Origin of the sequence: Celeribacter sp. HF31, from assembly GCF_011806455.1 — a bacterium.
Taxonomy (GTDB): Bacteria; Pseudomonadota; Alphaproteobacteria; order Rhodobacterales; family Rhodobacteraceae; genus Celeribacter.
In genome coordinates, this window is record NZ_JAATOT010000005.1 from 87,560 (window position 1) to 109,441 (window position 21,882).

General features: G+C 59.5%; 24 protein-coding genes. 9 read left to right on the plus strand and 15 right to left on the minus strand.

Annotated features, from left to right (window positions below):
- The first annotated feature begins 25 nt into the window (after nucleotides 1–25).
- From HCZ23_RS12010 to HCZ23_RS12025, 4 genes are all read left to right on the plus strand, one after another.
- Nucleotides 26–1,831 carry an alpha/beta hydrolase gene (locus HCZ23_RS12010; RefSeq protein WP_167601973.1) on the plus strand — a complete coding sequence of 602 codons (1,806 nt, stop codon included), beginning with the start codon at nucleotides 26–28 and terminating at the stop codon, nucleotides 1,829–1,831.
- A gap of 215 nt (nucleotides 1,832–2,046) precedes the next feature.
- The gene (locus tag HCZ23_RS12015) at nucleotides 2,047–2,490 is read left to right on the plus strand and encodes a Phasin (RefSeq protein ID WP_167601974.1); all 444 of its coding nucleotides are present in this window, start codon (nucleotides 2,047–2,049) and stop codon (nucleotides 2,488–2,490) included.
- A 221-nt stretch (nucleotides 2,491–2,711) separates the two neighbouring features.
- A complete protein-coding gene (gene phaR, locus HCZ23_RS12020) occupies nucleotides 2,712–3,272 on the plus strand; it encodes a polyhydroxyalkanoate synthesis repressor PhaR (RefSeq protein WP_167601975.1) in 561 nt (186 codons plus the stop codon).
- 111 nt (nucleotides 3,273–3,383) lie between these two features.
- A complete protein-coding gene (locus HCZ23_RS12025; protein ID WP_167601976.1) occupies nucleotides 3,384–4,328 on the plus strand; it encodes a LysR family transcriptional regulator in 945 nt (314 codons plus the stop codon).
- Between the two features lie 52 nt (nucleotides 4,329–4,380).
- Here the strand turns inward: HCZ23_RS12025 and HCZ23_RS12030 are convergent, their stop codons facing one another.
- The 10 genes from HCZ23_RS12030 to HCZ23_RS12075 form a co-directional block, all read right to left on the minus strand.
- Nucleotides 4,381–5,583, minus strand: a complete 1,203-nt coding sequence (locus tag HCZ23_RS12030; protein ID WP_167601977.1) for a DegT/DnrJ/EryC1/StrS aminotransferase family protein — start codon at nucleotides 5,581–5,583, stop codon at nucleotides 4,381–4,383.
- Between the two features lie 174 nt (nucleotides 5,584–5,757).
- The gene (locus HCZ23_RS12035) at nucleotides 5,758–7,113 is read right to left on the minus strand and encodes a glutamine synthetase family protein (RefSeq protein ID WP_167602238.1); all 1,356 of its coding nucleotides are present in this window, start codon (nucleotides 7,111–7,113) and stop codon (nucleotides 5,758–5,760) included.
- On the minus strand, nucleotides 7,110–7,733 hold the full coding sequence (locus tag HCZ23_RS12040; protein ID WP_368487351.1) for a type 1 glutamine amidotransferase: 624 nt from the start codon (nucleotides 7,731–7,733) through the stop codon (nucleotides 7,110–7,112). The genes HCZ23_RS12035 and HCZ23_RS12040 overlap by 4 nt, the downstream gene beginning before the upstream one ends.
- Nucleotides 7,734–7,912: 179 nt before the next feature.
- On the minus strand, nucleotides 7,913–9,259 hold the full coding sequence (locus tag HCZ23_RS12045) for a glutamine synthetase family protein (protein WP_167601979.1): 1,347 nt from the start codon (nucleotides 9,257–9,259) through the stop codon (nucleotides 7,913–7,915).
- A 9-nt stretch (nucleotides 9,260–9,268) separates the two neighbouring features.
- A complete protein-coding gene (locus HCZ23_RS12050) occupies nucleotides 9,269–10,075 on the minus strand; it encodes an ABC transporter permease (protein WP_167601980.1) in 807 nt (268 codons plus the stop codon).
- Nucleotides 10,072–10,962, minus strand: coding sequence for an ABC transporter permease subunit (locus HCZ23_RS12055; RefSeq protein WP_167602239.1), 891 nt, complete (start codon nucleotides 10,960–10,962; stop codon nucleotides 10,072–10,074). Before HCZ23_RS12055 ends, HCZ23_RS12050 begins: the two co-directional genes overlap by 4 nt.
- A gap of 54 nt (nucleotides 10,963–11,016) precedes the next feature.
- Nucleotides 11,017–11,733, minus strand: a complete 717-nt coding sequence (locus tag HCZ23_RS12060) for a transporter substrate-binding domain-containing protein (protein ID WP_167601981.1) — start codon at nucleotides 11,731–11,733, stop codon at nucleotides 11,017–11,019.
- A gap of 29 nt (nucleotides 11,734–11,762) precedes the next feature.
- A complete protein-coding gene (locus HCZ23_RS12065) occupies nucleotides 11,763–12,554 on the minus strand; it encodes an ABC transporter ATP-binding protein (RefSeq protein ID WP_167601982.1) in 792 nt (263 codons plus the stop codon).
- Between the two features lie 202 nt (nucleotides 12,555–12,756).
- Nucleotides 12,757–13,197, minus strand: a complete 441-nt coding sequence (locus tag HCZ23_RS12070) for a TerB family tellurite resistance protein (RefSeq protein WP_167601983.1) — start codon at nucleotides 13,195–13,197, stop codon at nucleotides 12,757–12,759.
- A gap of 42 nt (nucleotides 13,198–13,239) precedes the next feature.
- Nucleotides 13,240–14,100 (minus strand): alpha/beta fold hydrolase, encoded by an 861-nt coding sequence (locus tag HCZ23_RS12075; protein ID WP_167601984.1) that lies wholly within the window; start codon nucleotides 14,098–14,100, stop codon nucleotides 13,240–13,242.
- Nucleotides 14,101–14,149: 49 nt separating this feature from the next.
- Here HCZ23_RS12075 and HCZ23_RS12080 point away from each other — a divergent pair, with 49 nt between their 5' ends.
- Nucleotides 14,150–14,491 carry a helix-turn-helix transcriptional regulator gene (locus tag HCZ23_RS12080; RefSeq protein WP_167601985.1) on the plus strand — a complete coding sequence of 114 codons (342 nt, stop codon included), beginning with the start codon at nucleotides 14,150–14,152 and terminating at the stop codon, nucleotides 14,489–14,491.
- Nucleotides 14,492–14,521: 30 nt separating this feature from the next.
- On the opposite strand, the gene ppk2 is transcribed toward HCZ23_RS12080, so the two are convergent.
- Together ppk2 and HCZ23_RS12090 are read right to left on the minus strand one after the other, a co-directional pair.
- Nucleotides 14,522–15,433, minus strand: a complete 912-nt coding sequence (gene ppk2, locus HCZ23_RS12085) for a polyphosphate kinase 2 (RefSeq protein ID WP_167601986.1) — start codon at nucleotides 15,431–15,433, stop codon at nucleotides 14,522–14,524.
- A gap of 84 nt (nucleotides 15,434–15,517) precedes the next feature.
- Nucleotides 15,518–16,111, minus strand: coding sequence for a LysE family translocator (locus tag HCZ23_RS12090; protein WP_167601987.1), 594 nt, complete (start codon nucleotides 16,109–16,111; stop codon nucleotides 15,518–15,520).
- An 83-nt stretch (nucleotides 16,112–16,194) separates the two neighbouring features.
- Between HCZ23_RS12090 and HCZ23_RS12095 the strand changes: the two genes are divergently transcribed.
- The 3 genes from HCZ23_RS12095 to HCZ23_RS12105 all read left to right on the plus strand — a co-directional run bounded on the left by HCZ23_RS12095 (nucleotide 16,195) and on the right by HCZ23_RS12105 (nucleotide 17,718).
- Entirely contained in the window at nucleotides 16,195–16,638 is a 444-nt protein-coding gene (locus HCZ23_RS12095; protein WP_175580903.1) for an Lrp/AsnC family transcriptional regulator, read from the plus strand.
- Nucleotides 16,639–16,714: 76 nt separating this feature from the next.
- A complete protein-coding gene (locus HCZ23_RS12100) occupies nucleotides 16,715–17,353 on the plus strand; it encodes an FMN-binding negative transcriptional regulator (protein ID WP_167601988.1) in 639 nt (212 codons plus the stop codon).
- 131 nt (nucleotides 17,354–17,484) lie between these two features.
- Nucleotides 17,485–17,718, plus strand: a complete 234-nt coding sequence (locus HCZ23_RS12105) for a hypothetical protein (RefSeq protein WP_167601989.1) — start codon at nucleotides 17,485–17,487, stop codon at nucleotides 17,716–17,718.
- A 58-nt stretch (nucleotides 17,719–17,776) separates the two neighbouring features.
- On the opposite strand, the gene HCZ23_RS12110 is transcribed toward HCZ23_RS12105, so the two are convergent.
- Both HCZ23_RS12110 and secG read right to left on the minus strand, forming a co-directional pair.
- Nucleotides 17,777–19,420: a CTP synthase gene (locus HCZ23_RS12110; protein WP_167601990.1), complete on the minus strand. Its 1,644-nt coding sequence runs from the start codon at nucleotides 19,418–19,420 to the stop codon at nucleotides 17,777–17,779.
- A 218-nt stretch (nucleotides 19,421–19,638) separates the two neighbouring features.
- On the minus strand, nucleotides 19,639–20,001 hold the full coding sequence (gene secG / locus HCZ23_RS12115) for a preprotein translocase subunit SecG (protein ID WP_167601991.1): 363 nt from the start codon (nucleotides 19,999–20,001) through the stop codon (nucleotides 19,639–19,641).
- A gap of 124 nt (nucleotides 20,002–20,125) precedes the next feature.
- Between secG and HCZ23_RS12120 the strand changes: the two genes are divergently transcribed.
- Nucleotides 20,126–20,671 carry a GNAT family N-acetyltransferase gene (locus HCZ23_RS12120; RefSeq protein ID WP_167601992.1) on the plus strand — a complete coding sequence of 182 codons (546 nt, stop codon included), beginning with the start codon at nucleotides 20,126–20,128 and terminating at the stop codon, nucleotides 20,669–20,671.
- Here the strand turns inward: HCZ23_RS12120 and HCZ23_RS12125 are convergent.
- Nucleotides 20,632–21,741, minus strand: coding sequence for a bifunctional transcriptional activator/DNA repair enzyme AdaA (locus tag HCZ23_RS12125; RefSeq protein ID WP_167601993.1), 1,110 nt, complete (start codon nucleotides 21,739–21,741; stop codon nucleotides 20,632–20,634). The two genes, HCZ23_RS12120 and HCZ23_RS12125, sit on opposite strands and share 40 nt — an antisense overlap.
- Nucleotides 21,742–21,882 lie beyond the last annotated feature (141 nt).

A 21,882-nucleotide genomic window follows, 5' to 3' on the forward strand; every position in this document is an offset into this window, starting at 1 on the left:
TGCAAAAAATTGGGGAGGTTGCGCAATGGCTCGGGATGGAGAGGTCAAAACGCAGGAAAAACAACAGGATTTGGACAAGCTCAACGAGAATATTGTCAAAATCGAAGAGCTTTCCGCGCGTCTTGTTGCTGCGCTGGCACAGAAAAAGCCGATTCCTCCCTCGCTTCAGGGGCCCAGTCAGGAGTTGTTTCTCAAGGCCGCCAGCGCCTATATGGCCGAAATGATGAACAACCCGGCCCGGGTGATCGAGCATCAGGTGAGCCATTGGGGCAAGACGCTCAAGCATTACGTCGACGCCCAGCAGAGGCTCAGCCACGGCGACCTGACGCCACCGCCCGACGAGACGCCGAAAGACCGCCGGTTTCAGAACCCTCTGTGGCAGAGCAATCCCTATTTCAACTTTCTCAAACAGCAATACATGCTCAACGCCGAGGCGATGGAAAACGCCGTCACCGATCTCGAAGGGATGGACGCACGGGATCGCCGGCGGGTGGATTATTTCACCCGGCAGATCATCGACATGATGTCGCCGACGAATTTCCTCGCGACCAACCCGGACGCTTTGCAGCACGCATTGGAGACCGATGGCGAGAGCCTTGTGAAGGGCCTTGAGAACCTCGTGCGCGATCTGGAGGATCACCATGGCGAGATGATCGTGAATCTCGCCGATAAGGAAGCGTTCGAGGTGGGCCGGAATATCGGCACGTCCAAAGGCTCGGTGGTGTTTCGCAACCGCATGTTCGAGCTGATCCAATATGCGCCCCTGACCGAAGAGGTGCATAAGACGCCGCTTTTGATCTTTCCGCCCTGGATCAACAAATTCTACATTCTCGACCTGCGCGAACAGAACTCGCTGATCAAATGGATCACGGAACAGGGCTACACTGTTTTCGTCGTCTCCTGGGTCAACCCGAATGAGGGCTATGCCGATGTGCGCATGGATGATTATGTCGAGGAGGGGTTCCTGACCGCCATCGAGCAGGTCAAAAAGATCACGTCGGAGCCGAAGATCAACGTGATCGGCTATTGCATCGCGGGCACGACCCTGTCGATCACGCTGGGGTTGATGAAACAACGCGGCGATACGTCGGTGAAATCTGCGACCTTCTTTACGACGCTGACGGATTTCTCCGATCAGGGCGAGGTGGGCGTCTTCCTCGATGACGATTTCGTCGATGGGATCGAGGCGGAGGCCAAACGCACCGGCCTGATGAAATCGCTCTACATGAATCGGACCTTCTCTTATCTGCGCTCCAACGACCTGATCTATCAGCCCGCCATTCGCAGCTATATGATGGGGGAGGCGCCGCCCGCCTTCGATCTGTTGTATTGGAACGGCGACGCGACCAACCTTCCGGGCAAGATGGCGGTGCAATATCTGCGGGGCCTGTGTCAGCGCGATGAACTGGCCACCTCGGGCTTTTCGATTTGCGGCACCACGGTGCATCTCTCGGACGTCACCGTGCCGCTCTGCGCCATCGGTTGCGAGACCGATCACATTGCCGCCTGGGACAGTTCCTACAATGGCATTCGCCAGATGGGCTCGAAGAACAAGACCTTTATCCTGTCCGAGAGCGGCCACATCGCCGGGATCGTCAATCCGCCGTCGAAAAAGAAATATGGCCATTACACCAACACGGACCTGAGCTTGTCTCCGCAAGAGTGGAAGGCCGGGGCGCAGTTCCATCAAGGCTCCTGGTGGCCGCGTTGGGAGAAATGGCTGCACGCGCGGTCCGGCAAGATGGTCCCTGCGCGTCAGCCCGGCGATTCGGGGGCGGAGATCCTCGGTCCGGCGCCCGGGAATTACGTCAAATCCCAAGCGACGCCCTGACATCTCTGACGTACGTCAGAGCAAATGCCTGAAATCTCGATATTTTCTGTCTTTTGCCGCAGTGCAGCATAAATCGCTTGATTTTCTGCACTGCGGCATGCATATTGTTTGTGCAAACGCGAACTGAACAGGCGTTCAGAAGCGCAGACCAAAGCGAAAACCCGTGCCAGACCGGTAGGGGCCGATTTCGCAAAATGCCAGAAGGACTACGAGATATGGCCAAGACCGACGATTTTTCGAAGATGATGAAAGACATGATGGGCTCTTTCCCGATTGACATGTCTGCGATGCAGGAGAGCTTCAAAACCCAAGCCTCCCTCGCAGAGAAAATGTCCAAAGTGGCGATCGAAGCCGCCGAGAAATCCTCCGAGATTTCCTCGAAATGGACCAAGGAAACCCTGACCAAAGTCTCCGAAATCACCACCGTGAAAGAAGAGCCGACCGATTACACCAAGGCGATGACCGATTTCGCCTCCGCCCAAGCCGAAATGGCCGCCGAAAACATGGCCGCCTTCGCCGAAGTGGCCAAGAAAGTTCAGATGGAAACCGTCGAACTGATGCTGGCCGCTGGCAAAGACATGGGCGAAGACATGACCGCCGCTGCCAAAAAAGCGACGGATGAAATGACCAAAGCCGCGAAAAAAGCGACGGCGAAGTAAGCGTTAGACGTCAGTACGAGTAACCTCTCCGCATTTTTTCCTCCTCCCTGAAAATGTGGATCGCGAAACGGGCCTCTCTTCTCAGAGGCCCGTTTTTTTGTGTCGACAGCCAGGCGGCCCAGGACTTGGTTGCGTTAACATTTCTGGCCGGATTTCTTTTGCTTTTGCAGCATCGCTCGCTTAGGCTCGTTTCATTGCCAATAAAGGGAGGGGAGCCCAATATGGCCACAGATAAAAAACCTGCGGATACCTCTGCGCCGCTGCTGATCAAACGCTACGCGTCCCGGCGGCTTTATAACACGGAAACATCGGATTACGTGACGCTCGAAGACATCGCGGGATTTATCCGCGAGGGGCGTGACGTTCAGATCGTCGACCTGAAATCCGGTGATGACCTGACCCGTCAATATCTTTTGCAAATCATCGCGGAACACGAAAGCCGCGGCGAAAATGTGCTGCCTTTGGGCGTTCTGACCGATCTGGTGCGCAGCTATACGACCGACATCCAATCCGTCGTGCCGCAGTTTCTGGCGCAAAGCTTTGACATGCTGCGTCAGGGCCAGGAGCAGATGATGCAAAATTTCGGAACGCAAATCCCGGGCTTCGAGGCGCTTCAGGCGCAGCAGGAAGCTTTCATCAAGGCGATGACCGGCGGCATGGCGAGTGGTATGGGCCAAAATTGGTCCGGACCGAGCGCTGAGCCGGAGGAGACCAAGGAAGACCTGAGCGAGATCAAGAAACAGCTCGCTGATCTTCAGGACAAGCTGTCGAAGATGAAATAAGCGTCCCGCTTTGACACTCATGCAAACCCTGATCCCAAGGATCAGGGTTTTCTTTTTTCTGTGAGCTTTTTTGAGTATTTAGGGCAGCAAAGGAAACGGGAGGTCGTTGGGATGAGTGACAAGGTTGGGCGGTTGACCCTTTGGGGGGTGGAGGTGTTTCTTGCTGTGGCCGAAGAAGGTTCGGTCTCCGCCGCCGCCAAACGCCTTGCTGCGTCGCCCTCTGCCGTGTCGCAGCAAATCTCTAACTTGGAAACCGCTCTGGGCACCGAGTTGATCAACCGGCGCGAACGCCCGATGAGCCTGACGCCCGCAGGGCGCGTGTTGCGTCGCCGGGCGCAAAGCATTCTTTTGGAAGCGGCCCGTGCGCGTTCTGAGATTGCCGGGCTGGATCTCAGCCATCTGGGGCACTTGCGGTTGGGGATGGTCGAGGATTTCGAGGCCTCCGTGACGCCGATGATGATCACGCAGATGGCGGATCACCTGACGGAGACGCGGTTTGAATTGGAGACCGGGCCGTCGCATCGCTTGCTGGATCGGTTGGAAAACCGCGCGCTCGATGTGATCGTGGCGGCTGAGCTGGGCGAGAGTGCGGAGTGGTTCGAGCGGCATCCCTTGTTGCAGGACCCCTTTGTGGCTGTGGTGCCGAAAGGCCAGCATGATGCGCCGGGCCAACTGCCGCTGATCCAATACACGCGGCGCCATGTGATGGGGCGGATGTTGGCGGAGCATCTGAGCAGCGAGGGGATGACGCTGACGCATCGGTTCGAACTGGACAGCTACCGCGCGATTTTGGCGATGGTGGCAGGCGGTTCGGGCTGGACGGTTCTGTCGTCTTTGGGCGTGTTGAACGCCGGGCGCTATGCCGATGAGATCGAGGCCATTCCCTTGCCGGTCGCCCCCTTGTCACGGAAAATTTCGCTCACGGTGCGGCGCGACGGTATGTCGGAAATGGCGACCGAAATTGCCCAACAACTGGGGCCTTTGTTGCAAGAGCAGGTCGTCGATCCGGTGGTGGCGCAATATCCGTGGCTGGGCGGCTATCTCAAGCTGTTGTAACGCAAAACGCCTCCCCGTGCGGGGAGGCGTTTCGAAGTCATGTGGGGCCGGTTTACTCGGCGGCGACTTTCACCGCTTTGACCTCGGCTGCGGCGGAGATCAGGGCGTCGGCGATGAAATCGCAATCCTCTTCGGTCAAACGCGCAGGCAGGCGGGTGTCGCAGGCCTTGGACAGCATCTCGCGGGTTTTCGGCAGCTCGGGCGTCTCGCCCAGGAATTGCCAGTTCCAGAAGGCCCGCGCGTTGTCGGTCGAAAGACCGAAGACCTGCACCGACACACCACGCGCTTTCGCGGCATTCTGAAAGGCAATGGCGTCTTCGCGGCTGAAATCAACGAGATTGAATTGCAGGCTGTCGGGTGCGCGGACCTCTTTGTCGAGCTTGGCGGGCACGGTCAGGAAGGGCGAGCTTTCCAGACGCGCGGCGGTGTAATCGTGGTTGCGACGACCGTCGGCCACACGACGCGGCACCTCGCCCAACTGCGGGCGCACGAGGGTTGCGGACATGTTCGACAGGCGCGTGTTGTAGAGCGGCAGCTGGTTCTGCCATTTGGCAAAGGCCTCGGCCAGCGCATTGTCGCGTTGCGGATTGTGTTTGCCCCAATTGTGCTCATAGGCGCCGGACATGATGACGGCGCGGGCCATGACCTCGGGATCATTGGTGATCATGATGCCACCTTCGCCCGCGTTCAAAAGCTTATAGGACTGGAAGGAGAAACAGCCGATCTTGCCGATGGTGCCGATATTCTGCCCGTCCCAGACGGTGCCGAGGGAGTGCGCGGCGTCTTCGATCAGCGGAATGTTCTTCGCGTCACAGGCGGCTTTGATCGCATCCATATCGGAGGTGTGACCCCGCATGTGGGAGATCATCACGGCATCGGCGTCTTCGATCTTGGCGTGGAAATCGTCGAGGTCGATGCGGTAGTTGTCGCCGCATTCCACGAGCACCGGTTTGCAATCCGCGTGCACGATGGAGGAGGGCACAGCGGCAAAGGTGAAGGCGGGGATCAGGACCTTGGCGTCGCGCGGCAGGTTCAGAGCCTTCAGGGACAGGAACAAAGCGGCGGAGCAGGAGGCCACGGCGAGGGCATATTTCGCGCCCAGCATCTCGGCGAACTCCTGTTCCAAGAGCGTCACGGGGGCGTCTTTCGCAGCCGTGTAGCGGAACAGATCGCCGGACTTCAGCAGCTGTTCGACGATTGCGCGCGCCTCTTCCGGGATCGGTTCGGCGTCGTAGACATTGGGCCCGAGACTCATATTTTCACCTTTTTGGAATTCTTCTTTCGGATTTACTGTAAGTGTTCGGCGGCGAAAAATCTAGTGCTGCGCGTCTGGGGTGGCGGAATTTCGCAAAAATTTCACATGCTGCGGTGCGGTGCGAATGGCCATGAAAAAGGGGCCCGAAGGCCCCTGATTTTGAACGCGATGTCCTCAGACATTGAGCAAAAGATGCTCGCGCTCCCACGGGCTGATGACCTGAAGATAGGCATCGTTTTCCGCGCGTTTGACCTGAAGGTAGACGCGGACGAAATCCGGGCCCAAGACATCCTGCATCTGCGTGGAGCTTTCCAAAAGGTCGAGCGCGCGCGACAGCGTATCCGGGATGCCATCGGCGGAGGCGTAAGCGTCACCGATATATTCCGCACGCGGCTCGCGGCGCTCAATGAGGCCGAGATAGCCACAGGCCAGAGAGGCCGCGATCGACAGATAAGGGTTCACATCCATGCCCGGCAGACGGTTCTCGATCCGACGTGCCTCGGGGCCAGAGATCGGCACACGCAGCCCCGTGGTGCGGTTGTCACGGCCCCATTCGAGGTTAATGGGCGCGGCGAAATCGCGGACGTAACGGCGATAGCTGTTCACATAGGGCGCATGCATGGCGATGGCGGAAGGCGTGTGGTTTTGCAGCCCCGCGATGAAATGCATGAAGGCCTCGGATTCGGAGCCATCCGGGTTGGAGAAGATATTTTCGCCCGTGTTGATGTCCACCACCGAATGGTGGATGTGCATCGCCGAGCCCGGCTCGTCCTGAATGGGTTTCGCCATGAAGGTCGCGAAACAATCGTGACGCAGGGCGGCCTCGCGAATGAGCCGTTTGAAATAGAACATCTCATCGGCCAGTTTGACCGGATCGCCGTGCCGCAGGTTCATCTCGATCTGACCGGCGCCGCCTTCCTGGAGGATGCCGTCGATCTCGAGGCCCTGCGCCTCGGCAAAGTCGTAGATGTCATCAATAATGGGCCCGTATTCGTCCACCGCCGACATGGAATAGGCCTGCCGCTGGGCCGCGCGCCGACCCGTGCGGCCAATCGGCGGTTCGACCGGTTGGTTCGGGTCGACGTTGCGGGCGACGAGAAAGAATTCCATCTCTGGTGCGACAATCGGGTCCCAGCCCTGATCGTGGTAAAGCTGAACCACACGTTTCAACACGTTGCGCGGGGCCGTGGGCACCATTTCACCCTGTTGATCCAGCACATCGTGGATGACCTGAAGCGTCAGATCCCCGGTCCAGGGCGCGGCTGTGGCGGTCTCAAAGTCCGGGACCAGCACCATGTCCGGCTCGGTGAAAGGCGCCTCGGCGTCATCGACCCAATCGCCGTTGATGGTCTGAAGGAAGATCGAATTCGGCAGGTAGAAATGCGACTGTTTGGCGAATTTCGCGGCGGGCATGGCCTTGCCGCGGGCGATGCCGGACAGATCGGCCACGATGCATTCCACCTCATCGAGCCTGCGCCCGTCGAGATACTCCAAAGCGGCTTCGGGCAGTTGGTCGAGAAACTCCATCAGATCAGGGCCTCCCGCCCGTGTTCGAGAAACGCCGCCATGAGACCCGCGAAGCGTTTGTCATCGGTCGGTTTGTCGTTTTCATCTTTGGCCCGCGCGATCAGATCGGCGGGGTAGGCGGGATCATTCGCGCGTGCCTTGAGGTAGTCCGCGATGATCGCCGGGCGCAGTTCCGGGTGCGGTTGAATGGTCAGGATGCTGTCATCATAGACCAGAGCCGCGTTGGTGCAAAAGTCATTGCCGCCCAGCACTTCGGCTCCTTCGGGCAGGCGCGTGACCTGATCTTGATGCCAGGCGTTGAGGTGAATGGGCCCCAAAGGCGGGATGTCATAGATCTGCCGCCCGACGGCCCAGCCGCCTTCGTATTTCTCGACCGTGCCGCCGAGAGCCTGGGCGATGATCTGATGGCCGAAGCAGATGCCCAACATCCGGCGGCCAGAGGCATGGATGTCGCGGATCAACTCTTCGAGCGGTGTGATGAAAGGGTGATCCTCATAGGCGCCGTGTTTCGAGCCGGTCAAAAGCCAGGCGTCGGCGTCCTCGGGGCCTTTCGGAAAGTCCATATGTTCGACGTCCCAATATTCGTAGGAAAAATCCGGGCGATCAAACAGACGTTTGAACATCAATGGAAAATCCCCGTGTATTTGCGCGACGGGGTCAGGCGCGTGTCCGCATTGCAGAATGCCGAGTTTCATAAGTCACCAAAAGCGTTGGAATGGCCCGACGCTAGCGCTTCGCTGCTGGCCCGACAAGGGGGCATGCAGCGAAACGCGGGAATTTGATCAAATATCTGAAAGCCCGCTTAAACCGTGTCCAGATAAAGCTCGACCTGCTCCTCTGGAGTCAGCTCGGCCCAGTCCCGAAGCTCCTGACGTTTGGTCAGGGTCAGGTTGCGGACCAGTTCCTCGGGGAAGATGCGTTTCATCAACGGCGAGGCGGCAAAGGTGTCGATCGCGGTGCCCCACTCGCCGGGCATCTCCGGCAGACCTTGGGCATAGGCATTGCCGGTGATCGCAGGGGGCGCTGTCATTTCGTCCTCCATGCCGATGAGCGCGGCACCCAGAATGGCGGCGATCATCAGATGCGGGTTCACGTCACCGCCCGAGACACGATGCTCGATGCGGCGCGCTTTGTGCGACCCGCCCGGCACGCGCACGGCGGCCGTGCGGTTGTCATAGCCCCAACAAATCCGCGTCGGCGCATGGGCGCCGGGCACGAGACGGTCGTAGGAATTGCCATGCGGCGCAAAGAGGATGGTCGAGTCTGGAATGGCTGAAAGGCACCCGGCGATGGCGTGGCGCATCATGTCGGTGCCCGCCGTCGAGCCATCGTCAAAAATGTTGTCGCCGTTCTCATCGAGCATCGAGAAATGGGTATGCATGCCGTTGCCGGCGTATTCGTCATAGGGTTTCGCCATGAAAGAGGCGGCAAACCCGTGTTTGCGGGCCAGACCTTTGACCATCAGCTTGAAGAGCCAGGCATCGTCAGCGGCTTTCAACGCGTCGGGGGAATGGGCGAGGTTGATCTCGAACTGGCCAAGGCCCGCCTCGGAAATCGCGGTGTCCGCCGGAATGTCCATCGCTTCGCAGGCTTCGAACAGTTCCGAGAAAAAGATGTCGAAGGCATCGAGCGCGCGCAGCGCCAGCGTTTCCGCCCCCGGACGACGTTTGCCGGAGCGCGGCGAGCGGGGCACGCGGAGCTGACGCGAGCTGTCGTCGATCAGGTAGAATTCCAGCTCGGTCGCCACCACCGGGGTGAGACCCCTTGCCTTGTAGCGCTCCAGCACGCGGGCCAGAGCTTGGCGCGGATCGCCGTCAAAGGGGCTGCCATCTTCGCGGAACATCCACATCGGCAAAAGCGCGGTCGGCGCGCCCTGAAGCCAAGGCAGCGGCAGAAAGCCGCGTTCGGTCGGCAAAAGCACCCCGTCCTGATCGCCGCTCTCGAAGACCAGAGGGCTGTCCTCAATGTCCTCGCCCCAGATGTCGAGGTTCAGAACCGACAGTGGAAACCGCGTGCCTTCGGTTTCGACCTTATCGGCAAACCGCGCCGACATGCGTTTGCCTCGGGCCTGACCGTTGAGGTCGGCGGCCGCGATGCGAATGGTTTTGACATGGGGGTTCTGGGCGAGCCAGCCGTGAGGGGAGATCATATCTGCACACTATCTGAAAATTTGCGACATAAGCCGGGGGCGCTTTATACGGCCCTGCGGCAGGTGGCGGTTCAGCCGTTTTCCGATCAGGCCGAAGATCGTGATGATGCAGAGCGTCACCAAGACGAAATACCCCGCGAGGATCGGATAAGGGATGAAGGGGTTAAAGGTCTTGTCGGCAAAATAGGAGGCGTAATAAAGCGCGTCGCCTTTTTGCTGCAAGGCCGGGAAGCCGGAGAAGAACACCAGCGTGGTCGAATGAAAGATAAAGATCGCCTCATTGGTATAGGCGGGCCAGGCGAGCCGCAGCATGGTCGGCCAGACAATGCGGCGAAAGCGCGGCCAGCCGGAGAATCCATAGGCATCGGCGCTTTCCAGATCGCCTTTCGGCACGGCCATGAGCGCGCCAAAGAAGATCTCGGCGGAATAGGCGGTGGTGTTGAGCCAGAGGACAATCGCGGCGCCGAGCCAGGCGTCCGTCAGGTTGCCAAACAGCGGGAAGGCCTGTTTGAGGCTCAGGAACAGGAAGTAGCCAAAGAAGAACTGGATGAACAAGGGCGAGCCGCGGAACACGAAGATGAACCATTCGGCGGGTTTGCGGATGGCTTTGTTCGAGGAGGCTTTCGCGAGCGCAATCGCCTGCGCTGAGAAAAAGCCGAAGAGGATTGCCAAAAGGCCGAAATAGATGTTCCACAACATGCCCGAGCCGATCAGCGTCACCTGATCGCAAAGCGTGATGTCGGTGGTCGGCAAGCGGCGTTCGCCAAAGCCCAAAGAGCGGAAGGCGTAGCTTGCGATGGTCTCTGAACAGCTCATGCGCCCGCTCCCGCTTTGCGCATGGCCTCGCCTGCGGCGGTGGCCTGACCGTGGGAGAGCTTGCGGGTGATGCGGCTCAGGACCACTTCGGAGACTTTGGTGAACAGCAGGTAGAACACCAGTAGCCCAAAGAAATAATACATCCGCCAGTCGCCATGCGGGTAGTCGGTGAAGCGCGCGGTCTTGGTCCCGCCCAGTTCCTTGGCCCAATAGACCACATCCTCGACCCCCAAGAGGAACAGCAAAGGCGTGGCCTTGATCAGCACCATCCAGAGATTCGACAGACCGGGCAGGGCATAGGTCCACATCTGCGGCACCATGATGCGCCAAAAGGTCTGGCGTTTGGTCATGCCGTAGGCTTCGGCGGTCTCGATCTGGCCATGCGGCACCGCCTTAAACGCGCCTGCGACGACATTGCCGGCAAAGGCGCCAAAGACGATGGCAAAGGTCAGAACCGCCAGCGCAAAACCGTAAATCTGGTGATAGATCTCGGGCGCGGAATTCTGCGGCAGCTTGGCGGCGGCGCAGACGATGAAATCATTGCCCTGACGGATTGGCTGATCCCAATCGGGGCAGAGCACCTGATGGCGCATCCACTCCAGACCCTGATCGAGGGCGATGACGAAAAACAGGAAAAACGCGATGTCCGGCACGCCGCGCACGATGGCCATGTAGATATTCGACAGCCATTTCACCGGAAAAAACGCCGAGCGCGATCCGGCGGCTGCGGCAAAACCGAACCCCAGCGCCAAAGGGGCCGTGACCGCCAAAAGCAAAAGCACCGTCCCGAAGGAGGTGTAGAAAGCCATGTGCTTTCCGGTCGTCATATAACAGCTCAGCCAAGCGAGGCGATCGAGCGTGTCAGGATCGGCGCAATAGGAAAAGATGGGACACCTGTGGGTCAGGAGCGGCGGGGCGCGAGGGCCCCGCCACGAGATTCATTATTCGAACGTCGGGCTGTCTTCGAGCCATTCGGAGATCAGCGGGTTGAGCGTGCCGTCGTCTTTCATGGACTGGATCGCCGCGTCGAATTTCGCGCGCAGTTCCGGGTCGGATTTGCGGAAGGCCATGCCGATGCCGCCACCCAGGGGCACGTCGTCGCCCACGAACATCACTTCGCCTTCGCTGACCACGGGCACGAGCGTGTCCTTGTCGGCCAGAACCGCGTCGGCTTCGCCGGAGAGCACGGCGGCCACGGCATCTTCGAAGCTCGGGAATTCCAGAAGCGTCGCGCCGGTTTCGACCACATGGGCGGATTGGATGGTGGAGGCCTGCGCCGCCACGATGCCGCCTTCGAGGTCAACGCCTTCGGACATGGCCGCATAGGCGGAGGCCGACGGCGGGGTGTAGTTTTGCGAGAAGTCGACTTTTTCCTTGCGCTCGTCGGTGATCGACATGCCGGCGATGATGGCGTCGTAGTTGCCGGACAGGAGGTTCGGAATGATCGAATCCCAGTCGTTTGTCACCCATTCGCAGGTCAGTTCGGCGCGGGCGCAAAGCTCGTCACCCAACACGCGCTCGAAACCGGCCACTTCGCCGTTGTCGTCGATGTAGTTGTACGGAGGGTAGGCGCCCTCGGTGCCCAGACGCACGGTTTCGGCGGAGGCAGCACCCGCCAAAAGGGCGAGGGCGGCAGCGGAAAGAAGGATGTTCTTCATGTGAAATCTCCCATTGGTAGCGCTTATGGTTAGGCCGGAACAGTCGCGCTGAGGAACTGTTTGAGCCGTTCGGATTTGGGCGCACCGAAGAGGTCGGACGGGTGGCCCTCCTCCTCGATCAGCCCCTTGTGAAGGAACACGACATGGTCGGAAATATCCGCGGCCATGCGCATGTCGTGGGTTACGATGATCATCGTGCGGCCTTCTTCGGCCAGCGCCTTGATCACCTTGATCACCTCTTGTTCGAGCTCTGGATCGAGCGCGGAGGTGGGTTCGTCGAACAACAATGCCTGCGGCTCCATGCAAAGCGCGCGGGCGATGGCGGCGCGTTGCTGCTGGCCGCCCGACATCTGCGCCGGGTAGACATCGCATTTGTCGCCGATGCCGACCTTGTCGAGATACATCCGGGCCTTTTCCTCGACCTCCTTGCGGTCGCGTCCCATCACCGTGATCGGCGCTTCCATGACGTTTTGCAGGATGGTCATATGGGCCCAGAGATTGAACTGCTGGAACACCATCGACAGGTTGGTGCGGATGCGGGTGACCTGTTTGCGATCGCTGGGGCGGCGGTGCAGACCTTCGCCTGTCCAACTGATGGGTTCGCCATTGAACAGAATTTCGCCCTTCTGGCTGTCCTCCAACAGGTTGGCGCAGCGCAGAAGCGTGGATTTCCCGGATCCCGACGAGCCGATGAGCGAAGTCACATGGCCGCGCGGTGCGGTCATGGAGACGCCTTTCAACACCTCAAGCTCTCCGTAGGATTTGTGCAAATCACGGATTTCGATGACGGGCAGTGCGGAATTTGAATCTTTGGTCAGCATTGCCAAGAGTTAGGGCTAATCTTTCAGCAGATGCAACTATGAACGGCAGTTTGCCGCTGCGTCCCGCCGGGTTTTTGATCAAATCGGAGGCGCACGCCTAGGGCTTAGGCGGGGTTGGGGGCAAACACTTTCGTTTGTCGCGCTCAGGTTGTTCTTTGCCAAAGATGGAGGCGGAGGACGATTCTCGCCTCAGTGGTTGGTTTCAGCGGTTGGCTTCAACCCGTTGCCGCGCCAAAGCGCTGTCCTGATCCTTGACGCCCAAAAGGTTGGCGACCAGACGCAGCAAAGCGTCCTCATCCTCATCGCGCACACCGTCGGCCAGAACCACGGACCAAAGCCCTTCGATCACGCCGATACGCTCCTCCAAAGGCACGGCCTCTTTCAACGCGCGGGTGAAACGCACCGTGTCGGGCGCCTCGGCTTCCAATTGTTCGGCTTCGGCACGCAGGTTCGCGGCCTCAAACGGCCCAAGCTCATAGCGCGTCATCAACAGCTTTTCGATCCGCTGCGCCTCTTCGGGGGCATAGACGCCATCCGAGCGCGCCACACGCACCAAAAGCGCTGCCATCGCACGGCACGCGTCATTGTTTTTCAAAGGCGCAGGCGCCGGTTGCAGCAGGGTTTTGAGAAAATCGCCAAACATAAGAAAGGATATAGGGCAGGGCGCGGGTTTGGGGAAGCCTTCTCAGGCATCACGATTTTGCGCGTGGGCGCGCGACGTCACCAGAAGGGTGTCCAAAACGGCGGCCACGAGGACCTCCGGGCGATCCTCTTGCATCAGATGGCCTGAGGTCGGGACAGACACAAGCGGACGGCCGGAGATCAAGGCGGCCAGTGCCTCGCCCTTTTCATGTGGGATCCATGCATCTTCTTGTCCCCAAAGCACGGTGACGGGACAGTCCATTTTTGCATAACGGCCCTCGATCTCATCGGTGTGGCGCTGATCCATCTGGGCAATTTGCCGGTAAAAGGCCGGTTGCCCAACCGGACCGAGCCAAGGCGCGCTGTAGAGGGTCAATGCCTCTTCGGACAGCGGGAGATGCGCGGCGGTTTGTAGATAGGCCCGTAACAGGGCGCTGTGCATATAGTCGGGCATCGTGGCAAAGGCGGCCTCGTGCTGGCGGACATGCTGCACGAAGGGCGAGCCCCAGGGCGCCAGCGCGACGGCATCGAAAATCGTCAGCGAGGCATAGCGCAATCCGTTGAGGTAATAGCCACGCAAAGCGGTGGCGCCGCCGAAATCATGGGCCAACACATCCGGGCGGGTGTCGCCCCATTCTGGTCCCCAATGGGAAAACAGAGCGGCCAGTATCCGGTTTTGCACGGCAAGCGATACATCCTGGCCCTCACGTTTTTCGGACAGGCCGTAGCCTGCCATATCGTGGTAATAGACGGTTCTGTGCGGGGCCAGATGTGGCACGATCCGGCGCCAGACCTGCGCGGAGAACGGCGTGCCGTGCAGCGCCACAAGCGGTGGGCCATTGCCGAGTTTTCCCCAGCGGATGGCGTGGCCTTCGATCAGCTCTGTGTGCGGCAGCTCCAGCATGACGTCATACCATATTGTCACTTAGCTAATTAACTATATGATGGTGCCTATGAACAGATCAACCCAAATCGAAATCCGGATCAAAGCGATGGCCAGTACGCAGCGTCTCAAGGTCCTGCATCTGCTGGCAGACCCCGCGCGGCATTTCGGGCATCAATGGTCGGCTGACCCGGTGGAGTTTGGTGTCTGCATGACAATGATCGCCGAGGCGCTGGGCGTCTCACAGCCGACAGCGAGCCGTCATCTGGACCTCTTGCGCCAGGCCGGGTTCATCACGGTGCAAAAGCACTTGAAATGGTCCTATTGCAAGCGCAACGAAACTGCGATTCGGGACTATCTGGCCTGGCTGGGTCAGGAGCTTGACGTCACGCCCGCTCAGACAGCGGGCTGACGTCTTGGCCTTTGAGGGGCTTACAGAAAGTTAGTATTTCCGCGGCACGTAAAGCTCCGGCGGCAGCACGGCGCGTTCGTAGTCTTTCTTGTAGATCCGCTCCGGCAGATGCACCTCCTCATGTTCGATTTCGTGATAATCGAACATCGACAACAGGTGGTCGATGCAATTCAGCCGCGCGCGTTTCTTGTCATTGCCTTCGACGATATACCACGGCGCCTCGGGGATGTTGGTGCGGAAGAAGGTGTCTTCCTTCGCCTTGGTGTAATCCTCCCAACGGATGCGCGATTGCAGGTCCATCGGCGAGAGTTTCCACTGTTTCATCGGGTCGTGAATGCGCATGAGAAAGCGCATCTGTTGCTCTTCGTCGGTGATCGAGAACCAGTATTTCACCACCTTGATGCCGGAGCGCACCAGCATGCGTTCAAACTCGGGAACGTCCTGGAAAAACTGTTCGACCTGATCCTCATCGGCAAAGCCCATGACGCGCTCGACGCCCGAGCGGTTGTACCACGAACGGTCAAACAGCACCATTTCGCCCGCCGCCGGCAGGTGCGGCACGTAGCGTTGGAAATACCATTGCGATTTTTCCCGGTCCGAGGGCGCGGGAAGCGCCACGACGCGCACGACACGCGGGTTGAGACGCTGGGTGATGCGTTTGATCACGCCGCCTTTGCCCGCAGAATCACGGCCTTCGAACAGCACGACGATCTTTTGCCCGGTCTGTTCGACCCAATCGTGCAGCTTGATCAACTCCGCCTGAAGCCGCAACAATTCGCGGAAATAGACCGAGCGTTCGAGCATGTCGGGATGCTCTTTCTGGTAAATCTTCTTGATCTCACGCGACAGGATGGAGTCCTCAAGCTCAATCTCCCATTCCTCGTCCAGCGTGTCCGCGAGTTCCGCTTCCAGCCAGTCCTGGGCTTCCTTGTCAAAGCTCATGATGTGCTCCTGTCTCCCGTCTTGAAATCCGCCAGTGGCGGCGCAAAATATTGCCGCCTTTAATCACTCTTATATGACGGTTTCTTAATGGAAAAGGATCGGCAGCAGAGAGGCGACCAAAAGAGCGGCCATTGTCCAGTTAAACGCCACCAAACGGCGCGGATTGGTCAAAATCCGACGCATTTCCTGACCGAGCCAGGCCCAGATCGTGATCGCGGGCACGTTCATGAACATGAACCCGATGGCGACGATCCCCGCCGCACTCCACGTGGTGTCCTGCGCGTAATTGGTCTGCGCGCCGATCGCCATGATCCAGGCTTTCGGATTGACCCATTGAAAGGCGGCGGCTTGCAAGAGTGTCATCGGTTTGCCGTCCGCTTCGCCCTCTTTCGGCGCGGAGGCATGCGCGATTTTCCACGCGAGCCAAAGCATGTAGAGCACCGCGACCACCAACATGACCTGACGGAGCAGCGGAAAGGTTTCAAAAGCTTCGGCCAGACCCAGCCCGACGATGAAGACCATCGAGGTGAACCCGAGCGTGATCCCCAACATATGTGGCAGCGTGCGGTTCAGCCCAAAATTGGCGCCCGAGGCCAGAAGCATCAGGTTGTTGGGCCCCGGCGTGACCGAGGTGACGAAGGCAAAGGCCAAAAGGGCGAGGAAGAGTGTCGTATCCATTGCGGTGAGATTAATCTTTCTCTTTTGCAATGGGCGTGCAAAGATCTCGTGTGAGTGAAGAAATTTTGCAAGACATCACGGTTATGGATCAAATCGACGAAAAGATATTGCGCGAACTGGCGCGGGACGGGCGGTTGAGCAATCTCGATTTGGCGGACCGTATTGGTCTGTCGCCTTCCGCCACCTCGCGCCGGGTGAGCGAATTGGAACGTCTGGGCGTGATCCGGGGCTACCGGGCGGTGATTGACCGCGATCAGGTCGGGCAGGGGTTTCTGGCCTATATCGCCGTCGGTCTGTCGGAGCACAACAAGGCCTCGCAAAAGGGCTTTGAGGCGGCGATGGAGACCGCTTTCGAGGTCAAGGAATGCCACAATATTGCGGGGGCGTTTGAATACCTGCTGCGCGTCGAGGCGGCCGATCTGACTGCCTACAAACGCTTTCACACCGAGGTCTTGGGCACCGTGCCGAATGTCGCCTCGATCACCTCCTATATCGTGATGGAAAGCCCGAAGGACCTGCGTGGATGATCTTTGGCTTTTGAGTATTTACGACTGCAATGAAGGCGACAGGCGTGTTAGGTCAGGGGCAACAGGAGGCCTCCCCATGTACCGACCGAACAATTCCGCCATCGACGATCCCGCTATGCTGCGCCATGTGATGGCGGAGATCGGCTTTGCCGCGCTTGTCACGCCGCATGACGAGGGCATCGAAATTTCGCATGTGCCTGTGGTGGTGCGCGAAGAGGCCGGCGAGACCGTCATCGAGACTCATCTGGCGCGGGCCAATCCCCATTGGAAATTGGCCGGCACCGGGTCGGTTTTGATCTTTCAGGGGCCGCAGGCCTATGTCTCGCCGTCGTTTTATCCGTCGAAACAGGTGGATGGCAAAGTCGTGCCGACCTGGGCCTATATCGTGGTGCATGCGCATGGGACGTTTGAGGCCTTTAATGACACGGAGGGCCTTGGCGCGCATCTTGACGCCCTGACCCACCAGCATGAGGCGGGGCGTGCAAAGCCCTGGGCCGTCTCGGACGCGCCCGTGCCCTATGTGGCGGCGTTGAAACGTGGCATCGTAGGGCTGCGGCTCCGGCCTTCGCGGCTTGAGGGCAAATGGAAGGTCAACCAGCACAAGAGCGTGGAGGATCGTCAGGGCACCTATCAGGGGCTGATGCAATCGGGCGAGCAGGGCGTCGATCTGGCGCAGGCTTTGGCGAGCTTTTCGGCGGGGACTGCATCCGAGTGATCCGTCGTCGCTGCGGATTTTTGTCGCGGCCGCAAAAGAATGTCGGAACATATGCGTGAAATCAATTTTATCGCAATCATCCCCGGCTAAGGTGAAACCACATCGTCACGTCAAAGCGAAAGGTGCAGACCATGCTTCAGGATAAGAAAAGCGATCTCGACTCGGAGAAACAGAAGAAAACCCTGAGCCGTTTGGTGAAGAAGCTCAGCGAGGAGCATCCTGAGCTCTATTATCAACCGACAGCTGAGATTGCGGGTCTTGTGATGGAGGTCATCGAGGAGGGCAAAAGCCTCAACGGTGAAGAAAGGCATTTGATGCAACGCCTGTCCTTGCGTGACATTGAGGTGCTGCTGAGCCTGCATTGAAGACGAAAAAGGCGCCCCGAAGGACGCCTTTTCTGGTCTCATGCGGTCGGGCGCGTGATCACACCAGCCGCGAGTTCTCTTTCGCGGCCCGGATGAAGTCGCGGAACAGAGGCGCCGGGGCGAAGGGTTTCGATTTGAGCTCCGGGTGATATTGCACGCCGATGTACCAGGGGTGATCCTTCGCCTCGACGATTTCTGGCAGACGCCCGTCCGGCGACATGCCGGAGAAGATCAGGCCACAGTTTTCCAACTGTTCACGGTATTTCGTGTCCACCTCATAGCGGTGACGATGACGTTCCTCGATCTTTGTCGAGCCGTAAATCTCGGCGACTTTCGAGCCCTCTTTGAGCGAGGCCGTGTAGGCGCCCAGACGCATGGTGCCGCCCTTGTCGTCATCGGCCTTGCGCTGCACGGTGTGGTTGCCCTGCACCCATTCCTTGAGGTGGTAAACCACAGGTTCGAAACGCTTTTTCCCCGCTTCGTGGTCGAATTCTTCGGAGCCCGCGGTGGTGATCCCCGCCAGGTTCCGCGCCGCTTCGATCACCGCCATTTGCATGCCGAGGCAGATGCCGAGATAGGGCACCTTGCGTTCGCGGGCGAATTGCGCCGCCTTGATCTTGCCTTCCGTGCCGCGCTCGCCAAAGCCGCCGGGGACCAGGATGGCGTCGAAGCCTTCGAGATAGGGCGCGGGGTCTTCGTGCTCGAAGGTTTCCGCATCGACCCATTCGACCTTGACCTTCACCCGGTTGGCCATGCCGCCATGGGTGAGGGCTTCGCTCACGGATTTATAAGCGTCTTCAAGCTGGACATATTTGCCGACGATGGCGACTTTGACCTCGCCTTCCGGATTGAAAATCCGGTCGGCCACATCGTGCCAGGTCGAAAGATCGGGCTTTGGCGCAGGCGCGATGTTGAAGGCATCCAGCACCGCCTGATCGAGACCTTCGCGGTGGTACGCAAGCGGCGCCTCGTAGATGGATTTCAGATCGGGCGCGGCAATGACGTCCTCTTTGCGGACGTTACAGAACAGCGCGATCTTTTCGCGTTCTTTCTCCGGGATCGGATGTTCGGAGCGGCAGACAAGCACGTTCGGCTGGAGGCCAATGGTGCGCAATTCTTTCACGGAGTGCTGCGTCGGTTTGGTCTTCAACTCTCCGGAGGCCGCGATGTAGGGCAAGAGCGTCAGGTGCATAAAGATACACTGGCCGCGCGGGCGGTCCTGGGCGAATTGGCGGATGGCCTCAAAGAAGGGCAGGCCCTCAATGTCGCCCACCGTGCCGCCGATCTCGCAGAGCATGAAATCGACCTCATCATCGCCCACGGCGAGGAAGTCTTTGATCTCGTTGGTGACATGCGGGATCACCTGAATCGTCTTGCCGAGGTAATCGCCGCGACGCTCTTTTTCCAAAACGTTGGTGTAGATGCGCCCCGAGGAGACGGAATCGGTCATGCGCGCCGAAACGCCTGTGAACCGCTCGTAGTGGCCCAAATCGAGATCGGTCTCCGCGCCATCGTCGGTGACGAAAACCTCGCCATGCTCGAACGGGCTCATCGTGCCGGGGTCGACGTTCAGATAGGGGTCCAGCTTGCGCAACCGCACCGAATAGCCACGGGCCTGCAACAAAGCGCCCAGAGCGGCAGAGGCGAGGCCTTTGCCAAGAGAAGAAACCACACCGCCGGTGATGAATACGTAGCGTGCCATGGGCTGGAGATGCTCCCGTGATAGTCCGAATTTTTTGGTCTTAACGTTGCTCCAATGACCATTTGCGCCGATCTTTCGACCGGCTGGCCTCTGCTCAAAACAACGGTGTTCACGGGATTTAAGAAGTAACAGATTCGGTCATCCCGCGCAACCAAACCGCAACATGTTGAGGGGAATTTCCCCTCAACTCTCAAGGTCTTGTTAATCTTTAGGAAAGATCAGTCGGCGCGGGGCGGGGCCAGCGGCGCGTCAGAGGACGACGGCGGCAACAGATCGTTGCCGGAGGGCAGCGCGGGCGCATCCGTCGTGGCCGGCGCCGCATCGTCGATCACAACCCCATCCATCACCGAAGAGCTTGCGGCTTCCTGGCGGGCCAGAACCGTCAGCGTGACAGAGGTGATGATGAACCCAATTGCGAAGATCCAGGTCAGCTTGGCCAAGGCCGTCGCCGCCGCACGGCCGGTCATGACGTCGCCGCCACCGCCCATGCCAAGACCGCCACCTTCGGATCGCTGCAAAAGCACAATGCCAATGAGGCAGAGCGCGAGGATCAGGTGGATGACGAGGATGACATTTTCCATGGATCAGGCCTTTGGGGTCGTTCGATGGGGCTACTTAAGGGGTCTCATGCCATCGCGCAACCCCGAATGGAGGGGCAAAGCCGCGTGGGCTTGTCTTTCCCGCGATCCATGACATTTTGAGCGCATGAGTGCCCCTTTTTCGATCCGCCCCGCCACCATTGAAGATGCCCTGCCGATTGCCAAGGCGCAGGTCGCCGTCTGGCGTTCCGCTTATCGCGACATTCTGCCGGGGGCGTTGATGGATCGAATGACGGTCCCGGATCGTGAAAAGGGCTGGCGGCGCATCCTTGAGGCCTACGAGGCCTCCGGGCGTGGCGCGGTTATTGTCGCCGAGCAAGAGGGTAAGGTCGTGGGGTTTCTGTCCTGTGGAGATCAGCGCGACGATGCGCTTTCGGATCGGTTTTCCGGCGAGATTTCCGCGATTTATGTGGAGGCCTCGCGGCAGGGGATCGGCACGCGGTTGATGGCGGCTGGCGCACAGGCGCTTTTGGACATGGGACATGAGGCCGCCGCACTTTGGGTGCTCTCAGACAATGCGGTTGCGCGCGCTTTTTATGAGAGCTTGCAGGGGGCGCAGGTGTCTGAACGTTTGGCTGAGGATGGCCCAGAGAACAACCTGAGTGAGGTGGCTTATGGCTGGTCGGATGTGGCGGAGCTGGCGCGCGCATAACCCGCCTCGATCTCCAACAGCCTCTGTTTGCGCCAAAGCCCACCGCCATAGCCGGTCAAAGCCCCATCCGCGCCGATCACCCTGTGACAGGGAATGAGAATCGCGATCTGGTTGGCGCCATTGGCGCGGGCGACAGCGCGCGAGGCCGAGGGTCGGGCGATGTCTTGCGCCAGTTGGCCATAGCTGCGGGTCTCGCCGGCAGGGATGGCCCGCAGGGCATCCCAGACTTGGGCGTAAAACGCGCTGCCATGATAGGTGAGCGGCACGGTGAACGCGGAGCGTCTGCCAGCGAAGAACTCGGTCAACTCCTGCGCCAATTGGTCATGCACAGGCGTGTGCCCGAACCCGAGCCGCCCCTTCGCGCCCTCCGCCAATTTGCGCAACTCGGTCGGCAGTGCCTTACGATCCATAAATTCCAAAAGATGCAAAGACTGCACATCCGCCACCGCGATCATCGGCCCCAGGGCCGTGTCGATCCAGTCGATGGACAAGAGCGGATCGGAAGACAGCGCGCCACTCAAGTTACTGGGCGCGATCCCCAAAAGCGCCCCCACACGGGCACGAAAGGCCGAGGGCGACGAGAAGCCGGCTTCAAGTCCGGCCTCCAAAACCGTCCCACCATCGCCCATCACCTCGAACCCGCGTCGGAGCCGCTCAAGCCGTGCCAACTCCAGAAAGCTCATGCCGAAATGGCGTTTGAACGCCCGGCGCACCGTGCCGCGGTCATAGCCCAACTCGATCAGATCCGCCTCGCGCCAGCGGTGATCGGGGCGGGCGTTCAAAGCGGTGAGCAACTCTTCGATCACCGGCTCCGCATCGGTGGCGGCTTTCAAAGGCTGACAGCGTTTACAGGGGCGAAACCCGGCCTCGATACAGGCGCCGAGACTGTCGAACCAGCGGCAATTTTCCGCCTTCGGTTTACGTGCCGGGCAGGTGAGGCGACAAAATACGCCGGTGGAGGTGACGCCCACCCAGGCGCGGCCCTCAAAGCTTGGGTCACGCGCCAAAAGCGCCGTATAGAGCGTGTCACTGTCGGGCAGTTTGAAATCGGGAAGGTCGAAGAGCGTCATGCGGCAAATCCTAACGCATCAAAGCACCTCTGTCCGCCGGGAAAGCGGCGTCTATTTTTCTTTAGGAGAGCCAGTCGGAAAATCGCGTTTGATTTAATGGTTTCATCGGCCCGTATGGATCGCTATACAGCGACGGGTTTT